The 19616-nt window shown below is 32.8% G+C and carries 13 protein-coding genes and 1 pseudogene; 1 reads left to right on the top strand and 13 read right to left on the bottom strand.

Annotated elements, in window-relative coordinates; genetic code table 11:
- From IEV63_RS08355 to IEV63_RS08415, 13 genes and pseudogenes are all read right to left on the bottom strand, one after another.
- Window positions 1–1215 (bottom strand): annotated as a pseudogene (locus IEV63_RS08355) (hypothetical protein); the annotation flags it as partial.
- A gap of 147 nt (window positions 1216–1362) precedes the next feature.
- Window positions 1363–5484: a GEVED domain-containing protein gene (locus tag IEV63_RS08360; RefSeq protein WP_188406349.1), complete on the bottom strand. Its 4122-nt coding sequence runs from the start codon at window positions 5482–5484 to the stop codon at window positions 1363–1365.
- Window positions 5485–5624: 140 nt separating this feature from the next.
- Window positions 5625–6434: an enoyl-ACP reductase FabI gene (locus IEV63_RS08365; protein WP_188406350.1), complete on the bottom strand. Its 810-nt coding sequence runs from the start codon at window positions 6432–6434 to the stop codon at window positions 5625–5627.
- A gap of 34 nt (window positions 6435–6468) precedes the next feature.
- Window positions 6469–8121, bottom strand: a complete 1653-nt coding sequence (recN, locus tag IEV63_RS08370) for a DNA repair protein RecN (RefSeq protein ID WP_188406351.1) — start codon at window positions 8119–8121, stop codon at window positions 6469–6471.
- Between the two features lie 227 nt (window positions 8122–8348).
- Complete coding sequence (porD, locus tag IEV63_RS08375) at window positions 8349–9248, bottom strand: type IX secretion system protein PorD (RefSeq protein WP_188406352.1); 900 nt, start codon at window positions 9246–9248, stop codon at window positions 8349–8351.
- Between the two features lies 1 nt (window position 9249).
- Entirely contained in the window at window positions 9250–10446 is a 1197-nt protein-coding gene (coaBC, locus tag IEV63_RS08380; protein ID WP_188406353.1) for a bifunctional phosphopantothenoylcysteine decarboxylase/phosphopantothenate--cysteine ligase CoaBC, read from the bottom strand.
- Window positions 10446–10781 (bottom strand): DNA-directed RNA polymerase subunit omega, encoded by a 336-nt coding sequence (locus IEV63_RS08385; RefSeq protein ID WP_188406354.1) that lies wholly within the window; start codon window positions 10779–10781, stop codon window positions 10446–10448. The genes coaBC and IEV63_RS08385 overlap by 1 nt, the downstream gene beginning before the upstream one ends.
- Before the next feature lie 4 nt (window positions 10782–10785).
- Complete coding sequence (locus IEV63_RS08390) at window positions 10786–11610, bottom strand: outer membrane protein assembly factor BamD (RefSeq protein WP_188406355.1); 825 nt, start codon at window positions 11608–11610, stop codon at window positions 10786–10788.
- A 93-nt stretch (window positions 11611–11703) separates the two neighbouring features.
- The gene (gene dapA / locus IEV63_RS08395; protein ID WP_188406356.1) at window positions 11704–12585 is read right to left on the bottom strand and encodes a 4-hydroxy-tetrahydrodipicolinate synthase; all 882 of its coding nucleotides are present in this window, start codon (window positions 12583–12585) and stop codon (window positions 11704–11706) included.
- Entirely contained in the window at window positions 12586–13086 is a 501-nt protein-coding gene (locus IEV63_RS08400) for a DUF6913 domain-containing protein (RefSeq protein WP_188406357.1), read from the bottom strand.
- Between the two features lie 106 nt (window positions 13087–13192).
- On the bottom strand, window positions 13193–16423 hold the full coding sequence (locus IEV63_RS08405) for an AsmA family protein (RefSeq protein ID WP_188406358.1): 3231 nt from the start codon (window positions 16421–16423) through the stop codon (window positions 13193–13195).
- A 16-nt stretch (window positions 16424–16439) separates the two neighbouring features.
- Complete coding sequence (locus tag IEV63_RS08410; protein ID WP_188406359.1) at window positions 16440–18446, bottom strand: monovalent cation:proton antiporter family protein; 2007 nt, start codon at window positions 18444–18446, stop codon at window positions 16440–16442.
- An 88-nt stretch (window positions 18447–18534) separates the two neighbouring features.
- A complete protein-coding gene (locus tag IEV63_RS08415; protein WP_188406360.1) occupies window positions 18535–18996 on the bottom strand; it encodes a hemerythrin domain-containing protein in 462 nt (153 codons plus the stop codon).
- 208 nt (window positions 18997–19204) lie between these two features.
- Here IEV63_RS08415 and IEV63_RS08420 point away from each other — a divergent pair, with 208 nt between their 5' ends.
- Window positions 19205–19603 carry a hypothetical protein gene (locus tag IEV63_RS08420; protein WP_188406361.1) on the top strand — a complete coding sequence of 133 codons (399 nt, stop codon included), beginning with the start codon at window positions 19205–19207 and terminating at the stop codon, window positions 19601–19603.
- The last annotated feature ends 13 nt before the right edge of the window (window positions 19604–19616 follow it).

The raw sequence follows: 19616 nt of genomic DNA on the forward strand, positions 1-19616 counted from the left end.
GCCATCAACAACATTTACTTTCGAATATTCACCAGCCCATCCTGCAGTAGTAATATTCTGTGCTGTCTCGCCATCTGCTAATGCTGGATTAGGAGTAAATGTAGACCCAGGCCATTGTCCAAACTGGTCTACCAAACATCCAGGTTCTGACAAAGACTCTTGACTAAAGTAAATATTGTCTACATAGGCTGTTACTGCACCAACTGGTAATCCTGAAATAATTAATTGCTGAATAGAATTACGTGCAGTTAATAAAGGACCTGTTACTAAATCAGGGTTAGCAAAATCTTCTAATGGAATGTCAAGACTTACCCATTCACCTTGTGGTATATTAAATGCTATTTCTCCCTCAACGGGACCAGCACCTAAATCAACCAACTTTACTCTAAAAGTAGTTGCGTCTGGAGACCATACATCCATATGGAATGTATCCATTTCTGTGGCATCAATAGGATTGGCCACCGTTTCAATACCTGCAAAATCCAAATTAGAATATAGTTTTACATCATTTCCATCTACTAGCACATCGGTTTGTTGAGCTGAAGACCAAGGTGTCAACCAAGTGTCTACTGTAACATCTGTATAAGCATCACTAAATAAACTAATTACATTAGCTTCATCTTCTGTTGGAGTTGGTGCTTCAGTTGTAGGAGTTGTTGGGGCTGAAAACCCAGACCATGCAAAATTATCTACCATAATTCGTTCTCCAGAAGCATTAGGAATAATTCTAACTAAAATATCGTCTGCATCACTCTGTATAGTTCCTGAGAAAGTAACCCAGTCACTAGCTTCGTTTAGGGATGAATTGATTATTGGATCAACAAAAACCCAATTTTCGCCTCCATTGATAGAATACTCAAGATTATAATTAGGAAAAGGACTTGCGTCCCATCTTCTTACCGCAACAGAAAAAACATCAACACCACCCGATGCGATAGTAGCTGTCCATGAAGTAAGATTATTGTTACGTAAACGCCAAGAAAACTCTCCTAGAGCACCTGGAAATCCATCTTGGTCTCCATTACCCTGTCTTAATGCATCGACCGCAGTAGCTGAAAAAACTCCTTCTGCATAGACGTGATTATCTTGATAACTAGTGATGCCACCATCTGGACTAGGAATCCAATTTGCATCATCATCAAAATTAATGGTCGTTGTTTGACCATAGGTTAATATTGCCGAAAAAAGCAATAGAAACAACGTAATTTTTCTCATAATTAATAATTTTTAAAATTTTGCATAAATGTAGAAAAAAACTTATAAATTATAGACATTAGTTTAAAATATTTATATTTTAAAGCCATAATAAAAAAACCTGCTTTAAAAAAGCAGGTTTTTTTTGTAGTAAAATAAATGTATTGATTATTCTTTGATAATCTGAAAAGTTTCAATTTTACCATCTATTGTAACTTTCATTAAGTACATTCCTGATGGTAAATCTTGCATTTGTATGCTAGGTGTGTTACTATTAGGTGTTTTAACTCTTAATTTCTGTCCTGAAATGTTAAACAATTCTATAGATTCAACTAGCTTATCAGATTGAATATTTAAACTTGTTTGTACCGGATTCGGATAGTATGAAAATTCATTTTTACCGAAACCTGGCGTTGAAAATGTTTCAGACAAGACATCAAAATCAAGTTCTTCGGGTAATTCACCTTGTCCACCTTGACACGATTGAACCAAGTCTGAAGTTAAGATCATATAAAATCCGCCAGTGGTAGATGTAAAAGTAAGACCTGCTAACACAGCACCATCTACGGACGAGTCGAATATTAGCGTCCCATTTTCATTAAAACCATCATAAATTAACAACACATCGTTTGAAGCTGTAACATCTTCTAAACTACCAGCATTAAAAATTAAATCTAAATTTTCATCTGCAGTGGAGACAAAAAGCCATTCTTGTGAATCAAAATTACCGTAACAATATACTTCGTTATGGAATTCTCCAGCTCCAATTTCAATTGGTACAATCGGACTTCTAAATGCTTCTGGTCCTCTCCACTCACTTGCGTCTTCTAAACTACATATAGATCTTACATAAAATTCATAATCTGATGCAGATTCTAAACCATTCACGATAGTTTCAGGATTTCCGTTTACTATAACTGATGTAGCACCTTCACTATCTAATTCAAAACCTTCTAAACCATATTGTACTTCCCATGCATCTTCTATAGAATTTAAAGGGTTGGTTTCCCATGTAAATTCAACATCTTCTATGCCTACAACTACGGCATTAAGATTTAATGGCGCAAAACAATCTGGTGCTTCAATTACTCTAAAGTTATCTACAGAAAACCATAAATCTGTTGAAGAAATTCTATTTACATAAAAACCAATCTTTACAATTCCTGAGTAACCTGCAAGGGATATAAATTCGGTTTGATCTGGGCTTGGAATATTAGTGTTGTCATAGGTATTTACTATATTTTGATCACTCCATGTATTTCCACCATCGGTTGAAACTACAACATTTATGGTGTGTAAACCAAAATCAGTTACTTGTGGACTATTAATATTACCACCACTAAAAGGCACTAAACTTGTATCATATTGAATTACAAGATCTGTTGTCCCATCTCCTAAATCGATTTGTTGTGAAACCAACCAAGATGTACCTGTTCCAAAAACATTTATACGGGCAGCTTGACCATTTTCTGTATTAGATGTATTAGCATAATTTCCAGCACCCCAACTCCCAAAGCTGTCTGTATCGATGGACATAGAATCTGTCAACTCGCCTACACCTTCAGACCAACATGGCATCAAATCATTCGTATTATAATTAAAATTAGCATTTTCAAAATCTTCTACAGGTGTTGGGAAATTTTGAGCTTCACATTCTGTAACTACAGTTAATGGACCTGTTAAATCTCCTAACTGATTATCTGCACATTCACTTTGTACATAGAAGTCGTAAGCTGTTGCTGAATCTAAATCTGTAAAATTAACAAAAGTATCCGCTGTTGAACCCGAATCAACTGGAGTAACAGTTTCAGGATCATCGCCATTATTGTATAATTCCCATTGATAATTAACTGCATTAGGTACAGCATCCCAAGCAAAATCTATAACTGTAGAACCAACAAATGTTGTTTCTAAACCAGAAACTGCTCCACATAATACTTCTGTGATTTCTAAATCGTATCCTGTAGTTTGTGGTGATGGCCATGTACTAATTACTATATAATAATCTTGTCCTCCTGTAAGACTAACTTCAAACTGTCTTATATCAGTATTTGAACTTGCAACTCCATTCAAACATTGGTTACCTATATCTTCACAAGATTCGTATACAAAAATACCAGACCAGGTATTTGTTGGAGTCATTGAAACTAAAGCAACCATATCTTCATCTGGCGTGTAAGAATAAACTACATCGTTACCACCCAAGTAAGGTGATGTTGATCCACATTCTGCTCCTGGTGATCCTTCGTAAAAATCACTATAGTTTGTAGTATCATCTGTTGTAGTGTACGGTAAACTTGGCACTTCTATTGCTGCTTGACAATTATCTCCAAGTGAAACTGTAGAAAATTCGATAGTAACTAAATCGCCAAAATTATCTGCACCACAAATAGAATTGATAGTTGCTATATAGTTAGTACCTTCAGTTAATCCAATTGCTTCATACGTAAGTACATTCTGAGCAAGACTTTCTGAAATAAAAGGAGAATCTACCCCCACTTCTTCACCTTCATTATAGACTTCTAAAATATATCCATCTGTAGCAGAATCTACTGAATCCCAATTAAAGGTGGCTGTATCTAAACCTGCACTAGCAGAAAAACCTGTTACATCAAAACATGTTGGTGCTTCATTTATTTCAAATTCGTCTATAGCTATGTCACCACTTGTACCTTCCTTAGTAGTATTGAATCTTACCTGTATAGTTTGATTTTCAAAACCGCTAAGCGACACTACTGCTTCTAACCAAGCGTCATCTCCATTTTCTTGTTGAGCTCCAGATATACTTAAGATTTCTGTCCAATCTGTTGATGTAAACTCTTTCGCTTCAACCGTTAATGTTCCGATTGATGTCCCTCTCATATGATAGTAAAAACTAAGCGCGGGTGTTGATAAAGTAGATAAATCTATTATTGGAGAAAACAAGAGAGCTTGATCACCATTTGAACCTGCAGAAGACTCTACAAATATATAATTTCCATCACCACTTCTATCTGCTGAAGGACCTGTTGAAAAACTAGAACCTGTAGTATCTGTTCCCGCTCCCCAGAAAAAATCGGGTGCAGTTGGATTAGCTGACCAGCATGGATCATATTCAGGTTCAGGAGAGCTGTTTGTAAAACCACTACCTGGTACCCATGGCAAATCATCAAAACTTTCAAAATAAGGCGCTGAAAAAGTTGAACATAAAGTGGCAAATTGAACAGGTAAACTTAAGAGACTTATTCCATCTATATCACCGCAATTAGATGTTACGTATACTTGAAAAGTTTCACCTGAAGGCAAACTGGATACAGAAGCTTGGTTGGTTCCAAAATCTATTAAACCTGATGCTTCCGGTGTATCTACTTCGGGATCTGCTCCAGCAATAAAAACTGACCATTCGTAGCCATCAATTGCATTTGGAACTTCATCCCAGCTTAAATCTACTGAGTTTTCTGTAATATTAGAAACTTCTAATCCGTTGGGTGGGATACAAGTTTCTAATGTGGTAAATGAAATTGGACTGGTTACATTACTCAATCCATTTCCATCACAATCGGATTGTAAAGTAAGTTTATAATCAGTCTGACCTGAAAGTCCAACAATAGTTGTTGTTGTTTCAGTTGTGCTTAATGTTTCAGTTACAATAGGTGTTGCTGTTTCAATATCATCTTCTTCTAAATATACATTATAAGTATAACCATTTGTTGCTGCTGCAACTTCATCAAAACTCAGATCGGCAGAAACACCAGTTATGTTGTCAATTAAAATAGATGATGGCATTGGACAATCTGGAGCTGGTAAGATATTTACCGTGTAATCGTGAGTTTCACCCCAAGATGATCCTGGTGTACAGGCATCATTGATATCTGCCCAGCTACCAAACCTACTCATTACCCGCATTCTTGTTACACCTGTAGCTACTATATTTGGAATAGTAATTACTCCATTGTGTTGAGCAGCTGAACCTGAAGATTCGAATAATAATTCTGTATCTTCAAAAACTTCATCTCCATTAAAATCAATCCAAATTTTACCACTTTGTGTAAATGCACTACCATATACAATTTCAAAATTATAAGGTACGCTAATTTGCATGCCTATTTCTAAAGTAGCATCGTCAGTAAAGTCTCCAAAAGCATCTGGAGAACAGCCTGTTGCTAAATGGCTAAAACCAGCATCTGGAATACTAAAATCTTCAATTAAATCTGATGCACATCCAGTAGCATAAGTTGGAACACAATATTGTGCTGAACTTACACCTATACTGAGTAGTACAAAAGTTACAGTTAGTAAAAATTTATTCATATCAAATATTTTTGTTGAGGGCGTAAATTAAAAAAAAGTTATCATAATCACCTGATATTTCTCTTAAATATTAAATTTTTCTAAATAAAAAAGCCAGTAAACTGTTTTACTGGCTTTTTGTAGTTGTACTTCTAAATTTATTATTGAAAGGACTCCATCACTTCTTGGCTTACTCCTACATTAGAAAAACCACCATCATGAAATAGATTTTGCATGGTAACTTTTTTAGTAAGATCTGAGAAAAGAGTTAAAGTGTAATCTGCACATTCATCTGCTGTTGCATTCCCTAAAGGAGACATTTTTTCTGCATAAGCAATAAAGCCATCAAAACCTTTTACTCCTTTTCCGGCAGTGGTTGGTGTTGGTGATTGAGAGATTGTATTTACTCTTACTTTTTTGTCCTTTCCATAAAAATATCCAAAACTTCTAGCAATCGACTCTAAAAATGCTTTATTATCTGCCATATCGTTGTAATCTGGAAAAACACGTTGTGCTGCCATATACGTTAAAGCCACAATACTACCCCACTCATTCATGGCATCTTTTTTATGAAGTGTTTGCATCAATTTATGAAATGACATGGCTGAAACATCTAAGCCTTTGTGTGTCCAATCGTAATTCTGGTCTGTGTATTTTCTGCCTTTACGAACATTAATAGACATCCCTATGGAATGTAATACAAAATCGAGTTTACCACCTAATATTTCTTGTGCTTCATCAATTAATTTTTCTAAATCTTCAACATTGGTAGCATCGGCTGGAATTACTTTTGCATTTGTTTTTTCTGCTAGTTGATTAATTGATCCCATTCGCATAGCTATGGGTGCATTGGTCAACACAAAACTACCGCCTTCTTCATGCACTTTTTCTGCTGTTTTCCAAGCAATTGAGTTTTCGTCTAGTGCACCAAAAATAATTCCGCGTTTTCCTTTTAATAAATTGTATGCCATAATTGTTAAATTTTAGTTGGTAAATATAATTGTTTTATTGAAATAAATTTTTTGCGTGTGCAATCGCTGAAGCCAATTTAGCGTCGCCTCCTAACATTTCGGCTACTTCTAAAATACGTTCGTCTGTACTTAACACCTTGAGTTGCGTAGTTGTTTTACCTGTAATTTCTTTCTTAAATACTTTTAAATGTTGTTCGCCTTTACTTGCAATTTGTGGTATATGCGTAATAGAAATAACTTGCAAAAAACCACCCATTGCCAAAAGCATGTTTCCAATTTTAAGCGCTACGTCTCCCGAAACACCAGTGTCGATTTCGTCAAAAATTATGGTAGGTAGTTTTTTATGCTCAGCTAAAATATACTTAAGCGCTAAAGTTAATCTAGAAAGTTCTCCTCCCGATGCAACTTTAGCAATGGGTTTTGGACTACTGCCTTTGTTAGCAGAAAACTTCCAATCCATCTCATCCATTCCAAAATTATTAGCTTTTTCTGTAAATTGAATTGAAAAATCGAATTGCACATTGGCCATAGATAATTCTTCCAGGTACTTTTTAGCTTTCTGAATTAAGCTAGGAAATACTTTTTTTCTTTTTTGAAATATTTTTTTACCAATTTGAATTAATTCGTTTTCTGCTTTAGAAATCTGTTGTTCTAAATTAGAAATACGCTCCTTTAAATTCCCAGTTTCAAAAACTTCTTTAGCTAAACTTTCTTCTATTTGAAGCAAGCCTTCTAAACTATCTACCTGATGTTTTTTTTGAAGTTTATAAATTAACTCTAAACGTTCATTAATTAGGTCTAATTCGTTCGGACTAGCTTCTAATGAAGCATTTAACTTATCTAATTCGAATGATAAATCTTCAGTTTCTATACTTAAGCTTTTAAATCGCTCCCATAAGTCTGTGTAGGTATTGCCTAAATTGCTTATTTTTTGAAAACGATTTTTAATATCGTTAAGTTGTTGAGCAATACCGTAGTTTTCGTCTTGTATTGTTTGGTTTGCAAAAGTTAGGTGTTCCTTTATATTTTCTACATTGCTTAGTTCTAGCTGCTCATTTTCTAGTTCAATTAAATTAATCTCACTTAATTTTGCTTCTTCTAATTCTACTAATAAAAAAGTTTTATAATCCTTTTCTTTTAGTAATTCTGTTTCTCTGTTAGTTAAACCTATTAACTCAGTTTGTAAAGATTTAATTTTTTGGTGTTGTTTTTGAAAAGCTATTTTTTCAACTTCCACTTGTGCTAAACTATCAATTAACTGATATTGATAGTTACTTTCAGCTAAAGAGCGGGTTTCTTGCTGACTATGAATATCGATTAATTCATTACCCAATTGCTGAAGCGTTTGTAATTTAACAGGAGAGTCATTTACAAAAGCTCTGGATTTGCCTGATGCTAAAATCTCTCTTCTTATAATAGTATGGGCATCAAAATCTAAGTCTAATTTGGTAAATAATTCCTGTAATTGAAGCTCTGTAATATCAAAATTTGCTTCAATTACACACTTATTTTCGTTATTACGTAAGCTAGTTAAGTCTGCACGATCGCCAATAATTAAACCCAATGCACCTAATATAATAGATTTTCCTGCACCTGTTTCGCCAGTAATAATGTTTAAGGACTTTTTAAAGTCAACATGTACATCATCAATTAAGGCGTAATTTTTAATAGATAAGCTTTTAAGCACGTAGGTTTATTTTATTTTTCAAAAATACGAAAGGAAAAGCAATTTTATACAACAAAAGAGAAAAGACCACTTACTTCAATTTAAGTATGCACAAGTAGTTGTTAGAATCAAGAAAAAAAATCGCTATACGATTAGAAAAAAGATAAAAAGAATGATTATACAATTATAAAAATTAGTGTAGTTCTACTTTTAAATTTCAGTTAAAAATCAATAATTAAAATGAACCTTTATTTAATTTCTTTCCAGAGTCTGTTATGAACGGGGGCCATTTTGTAGAGTGATTCTTTTATACGGGTAATGTCTCGTTTTGGTCCATCTTTTAAAATCATTTGAATTTCGCCTGCTTTTGCATCGAAAAAGCTTCGAATTAAGGCAGAGTTTGGTCTTGTTTTATTAACTTCTTCAATTAATTGAATAGCTTCTATTATTTTGTCTTTCCCAGCATCAACATCTTCATACATTATATCTAAACCTTCTCTATGATAAACATACAAAGCTTCTCTAAATCTGCTAAAGTTTTGTGCAAGTAAATCGCGGTTAAGGTTAAAGCGGTTAAAATCTCCACTACCGCCTCTACCGCCCCAACCAGATGCATTGGCAGATTGAGCAGCATTGGCAATTTGTTGTGCTTGTTCGAAATATGCTGTACCACCAAAAGGCTCAAAGGTATCGGCATCTAAACCTAAACTCGTATTTAAATAGTAAGCAATAACCGACATTAAATTGGTTTCAAATGAGTTGGGGTTAAAGTTTAGAGGCTGAAATTCTGTGTAGCGAAATGAAAAACTACGGTCGTTAACATTTAAGATTGGTGTTGAATGGTCTGAACCAAAAACGGGTCTAGACGATTGAAATTGAATACTTCCTGTAAAAAAATCTGAATCGTAGCTCGTTATCAAAATAAACATACTACAACGCAGTTTTTGGTGATCTTCAAACCGCTTATCGGTCCATTTTTTTTGATTTACAAATTCTTGTATTGCTTTTTCTAAGTTATCGAATATAGTTAATTGAAGCTTTCCTGTTTGTTGTGCATCGACGACTACTTGACAATCGAACTCTTGCGCATTTAAACTAGTTTTTGTGAAGCAAAAAACAAAGATTAAAAAAAGAAGTGTATTTTTCATATTAGGTAATTCGTTCTACTATTTCTGCTAAAATATCTTTTGCCACATCAGCCTTAGATTTCAATTCAAATTCTTTTTTATAATCGGCTGCTAAAATGCTAATTTTATTGGTTTCATGTTGAAAACCTGCTCCCTTGTTGTTCATTGAATTTAAAACGATAAAATCTAAGTTTTTATTGTTTAGTTTAATCAATGCGTTTTCAGCTTCATTTTCTGTTTCTAAAGCAAACCCAACCAAAAACTGTTTAGATTTTTGAGCACCTAAGGTCTTTAAAACATCAGGATTTTTTACCAATTCTAAACTTAAAGTATCTGATTTCTTTTTTATTTTTTGACTGGCAACTTCTGCAGGTCTATAATCTGAAACTGCAGCGGTAGCTATGGTCACATCTGTATGTTCAAAATTATCTAAACATACTTGTAGCATCTGTTGGGCTGTTTGTACCCTAGTAATTTGTAGATTTGTATGCTGATGGTCTAAAGCGCTTGGGCCTAAAACTAAATGCACTTTTGCTCCTAAACTTAAAGCTTCTTTGGCAATTTCCATTCCCATTCTTCCACTGGAATGATTTCCTATAAAACGAACCGGATCTATTGGCTCATAAGTTGGACCTGCAGTAATTAAAAATTGTTTGTTGGCTAGTATTAAGCCTTCAGCAATATAATCTTCAAGATAAGATAATATTTCTTCAGGTTCTGCCATTCTTCCTTCACCCGATAAACCACTTGCTAAGTCTCCGCTTCCAACAGGAATTATTTCATTACCAAACTGGCGTAATTCATTCAGGTTTTTTTGAGTACTTTGGTGTTTATACATGTCTAAATCCATTGCAGGTGCAATAAAGACGGGACATTTAGCCGATAAATAAGTAGTTAATAAAAAATTATTAGAATGACCGGCTACCATTTTCGATAGCGTGTTGGCCGTTGCTGGTGCAATGAGCATATAGTCTGCCCATTCTCCTAATTTTACATGGTTGTACCAAGTTTTTTCTTCATCGTAAAATGATGAAATCACTGGATTTTTAGAAAGTGTAGATAGACTTAAAGGAGTGACAAAAGCTTCGGCATCTGGAGTTAAAATCACCCTTACATTTGCCTCAGCTTTTATGAATAAACGAACTAAATAAATAGATTTGTAAGCGGCTATACCGCCGCTTACACCTAATAAAATATTTTTATCTTTTAAAAAAGACATTAAGCATCTAAGTCTTCGTCTGTTTTTCTGTAGTAAATTTTTTCATTTAACCACTCATCCATAGCTAAGGAATGTGGTTTTGGTAAGCGTTCGTAAAACTTAGAAACTTCAATTTGTTCTTTGTTTTCAAAAACTTCATCTAAACTATCATTATGCGTAGCAAATTCTTCTAGCTTATCTATCAATTCCTTTTTCATTTCAGTATTGATTTGTGTAGAACGTTTTGAAACAATGGAAATAGCTTCGTAAATATTGTTAGTTTTTGCATCTACGTCATTTTTATTAATGGTGGTTGTAGATGTTGGTGCTTTAGACTCTTTCAAATTTGTATTCATGATTTTATAATTCAAGTTCGTTTAATTCATTGTATAGCAACTGCATTTCTGCATAAAGTTGATTTGCTTTTTTCAGGTATTCACCTTCTGGATAACGTTCAATATAAGTATTGTAATATTCAGTTGCTTCATCTAAGCGTTCGCGCATAATGGATTTAAAACTTTTTTCAGCATAAATTTTTTGACTTTCAAATTTATAGAAATAGGCTGGCTCTAAATAATTTGATCCAGGATTATTATCTACAAAATTGTTTAAAGCATGCACAGCAGGTTGCCAAAACTCCATGTGATGAAATTGTTTTGCAATTTCGTAATCTTTACGTTCTAATTTTTCTCTAAGTTCAGCTAGATGAGAATTAGCTTCTTCAAAATATTCTCCATCGCTGAACGTATTGAGATAAATTTGAAGTTTGTCTATTGCTTTAAAGGTATCAGTTTGGTCAAGGCTGAATTTAGGTGAAGCTTTATAGTAACTGTCTGCAGACTTATAAAAAGCTTCTTCTTTTTTAGGCGTATCTGGAAAGGATTTTAAAAAACGCTCAAACTTATAACCCGAAACAATATAATCACCAATAATATAATTTCCATTTGCAATCATATAGGAAACTATTTCATTTTGTGGCTTACCGCGCATACTAGGCTGAATTTGCTCTAACAAGCGAAGCGCTTTAAGCATTTTACCACGTTTACCATTCTCTTTAGAAGTTTCGTAAAACTCTTTAGCTAAATTAAATTTATCTTCGGTAGAATTTCCTTTTAAAACTTCGTTGTATTTACCACAGGAAATGAATACCAAGACACATAAAATTATAAAGCCAAACTTTTTCATATAAAAAATTAAGTTTGCAAAGTTACTCATAATCACTTGAATTGAAAAATTTAGTTTTAAAATGAATTTCAATATTTAAAACGGATTAATTACTCAACTATTGTTTTGTTGTACAAACTCGAGCAAACGTTGGTCTAAATCATTATTTACTGCTACTAAAGGCAAACGCAACTGGTTTTTACATAGCTTTTTATGGGCAAAAACAGATTTAATACCAGCAGGATTACCTTGTTCAAAAATCATATCTATAGCTGGAGCTAGTTGATAATGCAATTGGTAAGCTTCATCTACTTTACGGTGTAAACCTAAATTAACCATTGTACTAAATTGTTTAGGAAAACCCTCTGCTATAACCGAAATTACTCCAGCTCCACCAGCTAAAACCATGGGCAACGTAATCATATCATCTCCCGAAATTACAAGAAAATCTTTAGGCGTTTTGGCAATTAAATTCATAGCCTGCACCAAATCGCCTTTGGCTTCTTTTATACCAATAATATTATCGAATTCTTCTGCAAGTTTTGCAACTGTTTCAACTTCCATATTTGAGCCTGTTCTTCCTGGTACATTATACAATATAACAGGTAATTTACTAGCTTTAGCTACTTCAGCAAAATGTGCATACATGCCATCTTGTGTAGGTTTGTTGTAATATGGAGAAACCGATAGTATTGCATCGAAACCAGTAAAATCGGTAGATTTTATTTCACTTACAAGAGCGTCTGTATGGTTACTACCCATTCCTAAAACCAAAGGAAGTCTTCCTTTATTTTGTTCAACAATGGTTTGTTTTACCAATTCTTTTTCAGCTGCAGTTAAGGTAGCGCTTTCTGCAGTTGTACCTAAAACTACAATATAATTTATGTGGTTTTCTATTTGGTATTCTACCAGTGTTTTTAAAGCTGAAACATCTACGCTTTTATCTTCATTAAAAGGAGTTATTAAGGCAACACCTGTTCCTGTAAACTTTTTCATTTATGCTGATTTTTTTATAATTTCTAAATACTTTTTGGCTTCTTCAAAAAACAAACGCATGTCATTTTTATTGGCATTTAAAAACAAATCGGTGAGTTGTGAGTGAGCATCTTCGAAACCTACACGCAAATTTGCTTTAGAATTTGATGAAATATAATTTAGGTACAAATGTTCCTGATTAAAAAACTGAAATACATATTCGTATTTTTTTTGAATTATGGACTTCATTTTATCTGCCGATATTTCTCCAAAAAAAGAAAAGTCTTTGGTATGAAAAAAATGATCAGGCTGCTCCTTATATTTCTTTTTATGTTGGGTAAAAGCTATACTTCTAACTGCGTATTTATCTTGAAATAATTCTTGGAATTTTTCATGAATTGATTCGAAATCAAATTCATCTACGTTAACCAAAAACAAGACTTTCTTGTTGTTTTCTCCACTTTGTAATGGACTAGCCAAACGCTTTTTCAATTTATATTGAACAATGATTTTTTTAAGCAAAACAGAATGTTATAATATGTGCTCAAATTTAAGCTTTAGAAATGGTTTGTCGTTATTTTTATAATATTATTAAAGTATGTATTTTGAAAATAAAAGGTGAGTGTAATTACCATTCAAATTCTTCAATGCTTAAGTCTTCAAACAGAAATTCTTCTCCTTTTTGAAAACCTTTAGCTCCCTTATCTTCGTTCTTATTTTTTCGTAAAGAAATGCTATAATCTTCTGGTTTTCCTTGCATTCTTACATTTACGTAGTTTGTATTTTTAGATTTATCTTTATAAATAATATCGTCTTCTTGTTCGGGGTCAATTTCTCCTTTTTTACTTCCAAATAATTTTTTTGCAGCAACCTGTGTTACCATTTTTAATGGAATTCGGAGATAATAATCCATTTCTAAATCTACATTTTGCTTGCCCGAAAGCTGCATATAGCCTAAGGAAGAATTAATTAACATATTTGGAATAACCAAGCTCCCGTCTTTTAGCTCAAGTCTATTTTCTAGACTTCCAAACAAAACTTTGTTTAAATTTTTATCGTTGAAAAAATCTGACAAGGCTTGCATGGGTTCAAAATTTTCGATGCGTCCATTTTGTATAGAAACTTCAATTTTTAAATTGCTTTTTTCTATGTAGGGGGTCAAATCGGTGTGTAACAAAACTTTTCCTTGTACTCTACCCGTCATAATGCCATGTAAATTTTCTGAAATTACCTGGTCTTGACCAAAATTATCAAACTTAAACAGCAATTGATCTAAGTTTACATTTTGTAATTTTAGATCGGGATTAAAGTAAATACTATCTGAGTTTGAACCGTTAAAATAACCCGACAAAGTTACTTTTCCGCCTGCTGCTTCAAAACGCATATCATCTATATACACGAAATGATTTTCTTGCATTCTGAGCTTTGATGTAAAATTTTTTAAATTGTAATTATGGTAATTCAGTAAACCTATTGCAGCTGTAATTTTTGTATTTCTAAAGGGTACTTCAAATACATTAAAGACATCATCATGGTCTACTTCTTTGGTCGATTTTGAAGATAATTCATTGTAATTTGTCAGTTCATCCAGATCTAAATAAGTAGCTTTAAAATGAATTTCATCACCTTGTTTCAATAACTTTTCATCATTTCCTAAATAGTAATTTCCCGAAACACTAAAATGCGATTTACCTATTTTACCTTCAAGTTTATCGAAAGTTATTTGGCGATTTTCAAAATGCAATTTTCCTGAGAAGTCTTTAAAATTGAGTGGATGTACCCGCATTCTTCCTTCAAAATTATTTAATTGAAAATCTGTAGATACTAATGAGTCTTGAAAATGCATGGCTAAAGTTCCTTTAGCTTGTATTTCTCGCAAAACTTCTTGTTGGTAATCTGCCGGCACGTAATTTTCATTTTGATAAGTAAACACATCTTTTAGCCGAAGAAGCTTTGAATCGACATCGAAATTAAACCCTGCATCGCCTTTTGGGTTTTCTTGAAGAAATAGATTATAATTGGTTAGTTTTCCAGAAAAATGAAAATCAGAATCGTCTACCATTCCCTTAAAATCTTGCACTTCGATTTGGTCTGGTGAAATATAAATCTGTGCGAAAAAGTCGTGTAGTTCGTGCGGATAGTTTTGCAATTTACCTATTAACTTTTCTATATAAAATGTACCTACAGGAAGCGATTGAGAAGCAAGAAAAGTATTTGCTGCTCCGGTAAACTTTAATTTGGTAGAAAAATTATGTAGTTTTTCATCAACTATATTCGCATTTTTTTTACCGGTTGAAGTAATTTCTGTAAAATCGATTAAATCAGAATCAACTGCTAGGTTAGCTTCAACGGCAGTATTAGTTTGGTGAACAAGATCGGGCAAGTTGGTTAAGTTTCCTTTTATACTTAAATCTGATTGACCTAAATTAAATTGAAAAAGGCGAATTTGAGTTAAATTACCTTCTGTTTTGGCCTTAACATTTAAATTTTTAATTGGTAGATGAAATGAATCTGAAGTAAAATTAAGTTGGTTAATTTCTAGTTCAGAATAGTAAGATTGGTTAAATTCTTCAAGGGCTAATTCAGGATTTTCTAAATCAACAATATCGTTAAAATTCATTTTTAAGCGTACTTGACCAGTTAAATTACTTAGGTCGTTTAGATTTAAAAATTTAGTTAAAAAGTTTAAATCGAAATCTGAATCTAGCTCTAAATTAATTTCGGGTGTATCGAAATTTGTAATGCGTAAATTGCCCTTAAAAATACCTGCTTCTGGTGAAGCACTAAGATTTTGAATGTTTAATTCGGATGTACTGCTGTTGCGATTTTTTCCGTTGGTAAAAGTTCCTAAAAAACGTAAATCGCTAAGTTTTTTATTGTTTTTAATGTTATCAAAAAAACCATTTTCACAACCAAAACGAGCTTCAATCAGCGGCGAAAAACCCTTTATTGATTTTCCTTGAATACTTGCTTCAAAAAACACTTCTCCTTTATTTTCATACACTCGCAAAGCTTCTTCTACTTCGGGTGGTGCTAAACCAATCAGCAAATCGAAATTTTCTTTTAAGCCTGCAAATTTCAAATCAAAATCAACATCGTTCATAACATCAATTTCACCTTGCATGCTAAACACAACGTTACTAACAACTAATTCCGATGCTTCAAAGAGCATTTTTGGATGGCGTAAATCGTAACTAAAATTAGTATGTAATTCGGTATATTTTTCTTTAACAAAATAGACATTTTCACCTTGAGAGACATTTACAATCGCTTCTAGATCTAAAGCTACTTTTAGTGCATTTTCAATAGATTGAATACTGCTTTTTGCTGTTTTAATTTGCGTAGAAATAACTAATGAATCTTGTAAACTTTCTTTAGTAAATAGAATGTTTTGAAGTTCTATTTTTTTTAGAAAGTAATCCATAGATGAATCTGAAACTTTTTGGTTTTCTTGAAGTTCATTAAAAGCTTCAACTATATTATATCTCCCTTTATAATCCTGAATAATAGAAACTTGACCGTTGTTCAACAAAAGACTTTTTATGTGAAAATCGCCTTGCAAAAGCTCCCATAAATCAAAACCAACATACACGTCTTCCATGTAAACTAAAGCTTCTTGCGTGGTTTTATTTTCCAAGAGTTGAAGACCTTTTACATCGATAGAAATATAAGGAAAGTTGGTAAATGGAGAAATTATGGTTTCTTCTATTTTTATTTCACCTTCAATTTGCTGGTTGTAATCAGCTACAAAACCTTGTATAATTTGATCTTTTTGTATCCATAAAATCGAAAAAGCAACTATAAAAATCAAAAAAGAAATACCTACTAAAAGCACCAAAAATTTTTTCCATCGTTTCATAAGGCGGTTTTTTCAACTAAATTTTTATTTCTTTATTCAATTTATTTATTCTATTGGGCGAGCCAAATAGATAAATTAAGTCGTCCACTTCAATTTTAGTGTCAGCCCCAATATCGGTAATGTATTTTCTGCCCCGTTTAATAGCCAATAAATTTACGTTGTACTTATTGGCTAAACCCGTTTGGCTAAGGTTTTTGCCAACAATATCGTTTCTGTTATGTTGCACATGCAAGGTTGCCAATTCTTTGTTGGGTACGTTAAATTGCTGAAAACTTCCTTTTTTGTTGATGGGCTTCACCGATGAAAAAACTTCGTAATCTGAGGATCGAATAGTGTTTACAATTTCAGAAATTTTAGACTCGGTAACTAAATATTGTTTCAAAACACGAGAAAAAATCTCGATAGATGTTTCAAATTCTTCAGGAATTACTTCGTCGGCACCTATTTTTAAATTTTCTTCAATTTCTTTTACGTACCGAGTTCTCACAATAATATGTGTAGTTTGAGATGCTTGGCGAATATTAAAAATAATTTGATGTGTAGCTTCAGGGTCTGAAATAGCTATAACCACCACCCGAGCTTTGTAAGCATTTACGTGACTTAAAATTTCGAGTTGCGATGCGTCACCAAAAATTACATGTTTATTTTCTGCTTTAGCATCTTTCATTAATTTAGCATCAAACTCGATAATTACATGCGGAATGTTCATGCTTTCTGCTACTCGCGCAATGTTTTTCCCGTTAATACCATAACCAATTATTACTAAATGATCTTCTAAGTCTTCAGAAACTGCATTGTTTTGATGTTCTTCTGCTAGTTTTCTTCGTTTTTCCATTCGTTTTCTCACCTTTTTTGGAACAGGAAGTTGTATTAAAACATTGGTGAAAATTTCAGCTTTAGCTATAAAAAAAGGGGTAATACTCATGGTTATAATGGCTACAGCTAAAAATAATTGATACACTTGCGGAGATAAGATTTCATTTTGAATACCTACGGTAGAAAGTAATAAAGAAAATTCACCTACCTGAAATAGGCTAAACCCAGCCAAATGTGCAGTTTTAATTTTGTACTTTAACAATAGCGATAATACCAACACAATTACCTTTTTAATAACAAAAACAGCTACTACAAACCCAATAATAGAAGGAACATTTTTAATGAAAAATTGCAAATCTAAAAGCGAGCCAACCGAGATAAAAAAGAAACTGATAAAAATTTCTCTAAATGGAAGTACATTGGCGGTTGCCTGATGCGAATATTCTGATTCTGATATAATTAAACCAGCAAAAAAAGCACCTAATGCTAACGAAAGCCCAACCGATGATGTAAGCCATGCTACACCAAAACACAACACGATTACAGTTAAAATAAACAACTCTCTATTTTTGGTTTTCACCACGGCTTCTAAAACACGTGGTACAATATATCGCTGTAATACAAAAACCACTACTCCAACACCAACTAATTTGAGTACTAAGAGTAAAATGGTTTGGGTTACATCGTCTGCTTTACCAGCTAAAATAGGTGTAAGCAACATCATGGGAACAACAATAATATCTTGAAAAATTAAAATTCCTAATGCAATTCTGCCATGTGGAGATTTTAGTTCGTTACGGTCGTTTAAAATTTTAAGTACAATAGCAGTAGAACTTAACGAAATTAAAAATCCGAGAAAAACCGATTGATTTACGGGTAGCCCAAATCCCATAGCCACTAAAGCTGTAATTAAAATAGTAACGCCAACTTGCAAGCCACCACCGATAAAAACCGTTTTCCAAATGCTAATTAATCCTTTAAAGGAAAGCTCTATACCAATAATAAACAATAGAAAAATGATGCCAATTTCTGAAAGTAATTCCACTTCATGATGCGAGCTTAATAAATTAAATGCACTTGGGCCAACAATAATTCCAGCAATTAAAAATCCTAAAATAGAGGGTACTTTTAACTTTTGAAAAAGCAAGATAATGGGTAAAGCAATACCCATAACAATTACAATTTCTTTTAATAAAGGGATTTCCATAAATAATATTATTCGAGTAAAAATACGTTTTTACTTGAAGCTTCGAAATTTATTAAATAAAGATTACATAAAATCTTGTCGTATTGTTTTACTTCCAAAAAGCATGACTCCAATGTCCACAAAATTGTTGTTTTCGATGACTTTTTTGAAAAGCTTCTAACTGATCTTCACTAGTATGCGTCTGTAAATAATTAAACAAAATACGCTCTTCAAAACGAATGTGTTTTTGCAGCAATTGATAAAGCTGGGTAAGATTGGCTTCCGTTTTAAATGTTTTTTCAAAGTGCGAGATTAGTTCTAAATGTTCTTGCTTTGCACGCTGTATCAATTCATGCTCTGGGTTTAATAGTACAAACAAATTTTCTTCTTCTAACCGAAAATGAGTTTGTAAATAAGTTTCCCAAAACCAATTGCAATAATCTTGCATTGGTTTTAGTTCAGTTTTTTTGGCTATTCCTTTTTGTAAACGCAAAGCAAAAACCAAGATATAGTGATGCTCTCGACTTAGATTTTGTAAAGCAGTATGCCTTTTTATGGGTTCATTTTTCATGCTTCAAAGTTAAAAAATTGATGGTAAATCAATCAAATAAAGATAATAAAGAAAGTTTTGAAACTTAAAGCAGAAAGCCTGAAATACAAATCTGTTGGGCAGAATGTATAGATCCATAGACAAGAATTTTATTTTGACCTATTTTAAATTCATTTCTTTTTAAGCTAATCTTTATTTAACTATTTGATAATTGACTTACATTTGTAAGATGAAATTGTTTGCTACTTATTCGTTAATTGCTTTGTTTACATTCCAATCCTTTGGAATTAATGCAATTGGTTTGGTGAATTTATCAAATTTAATTTCTCATTATCAACATCACAAAATTGAACATCAAGATAGCTTTTTAGAATTTCTAGATTTGCATTATGGCAGTCAAAAAGAAGCACATTCTGATGAACACGACGAACATGAAAATCTACCTTTCCAAGATGTTATTTCATTAGTGAGTAACTTATACTTTACCACTCCAGTCTCTGTTCAACTGCTTCCGATTCAAATTACAATTTCTTCAACAAAAAACTTCGAGTACCAAGATTATTTTTCAACTTTACACCCTGCTGAAATTCTTCAACCCCCAAAATTTTTGATTGAGACTAAAATTTAAACATCTTTTTTAC

The organism is Psychroflexus salis (assembly GCF_014640175.1).
Taxonomy (GTDB): domain Bacteria; phylum Bacteroidota; class Bacteroidia; order Flavobacteriales; family Flavobacteriaceae; genus Psychroflexus; species Psychroflexus salis.

Excerpts from the sequence above, each read along its gene's own strand:
- dapA (WP_188406356.1), bottom strand. The coding sequence starts at position 12,585 with ATGAAAAAGTTTACAGGAACAGGTGTTGCCTTAATAACTCCTTTTAAT.
- IEV63_RS08360 (WP_188406349.1), bottom strand. The coding sequence starts at position 5,484 with ATGAATAAATTTTTACTAACTGTAACTTTTGTACTACTCAGTATAGGT.
- IEV63_RS08385 (WP_188406354.1), bottom strand. The coding sequence starts at position 10,781 with ATGAATACAAATTTGAAAGAGTCTAAAGCACCAACATCTACAACCACC.
- IEV63_RS08365 (WP_188406350.1), bottom strand. The coding sequence starts at position 6,434 with ATGGCATACAATTTATTAAAAGGAAAACGCGGAATTATTTTTGGTGCA.
- IEV63_RS08420 (WP_188406361.1), top strand. The coding sequence starts at position 19,205 with ATGAAATTGTTTGCTACTTATTCGTTAATTGCTTTGTTTACATTCCAA.
- coaBC (WP_188406353.1), bottom strand. The coding sequence starts at position 10,446 with ATGTCTTTTTTAAAAGATAAAAATATTTTATTAGGTGTAAGCGGCGGT.
- porD (WP_188406352.1), bottom strand. The coding sequence starts at position 9,248 with ATGAAAAATACACTTCTTTTTTTAATCTTTGTTTTTTGCTTCACAAAA.
- IEV63_RS08410 (WP_188406359.1), bottom strand. The coding sequence starts at position 18,446 with ATGGAAATCCCTTTATTAAAAGAAATTGTAATTGTTATGGGTATTGCT.
- IEV63_RS08415 (WP_188406360.1), bottom strand. The coding sequence starts at position 18,996 with ATGAAAAATGAACCCATAAAAAGGCATACTGCTTTACAAAATCTAAGT.
- IEV63_RS08390 (WP_188406355.1), bottom strand. The coding sequence starts at position 11,610 with ATGAAAAAGTTTGGCTTTATAATTTTATGTGTCTTGGTATTCATTTCC.
- IEV63_RS08405 (WP_188406358.1), bottom strand. The coding sequence starts at position 16,423 with ATGAAACGATGGAAAAAATTTTTGGTGCTTTTAGTAGGTATTTCTTTT.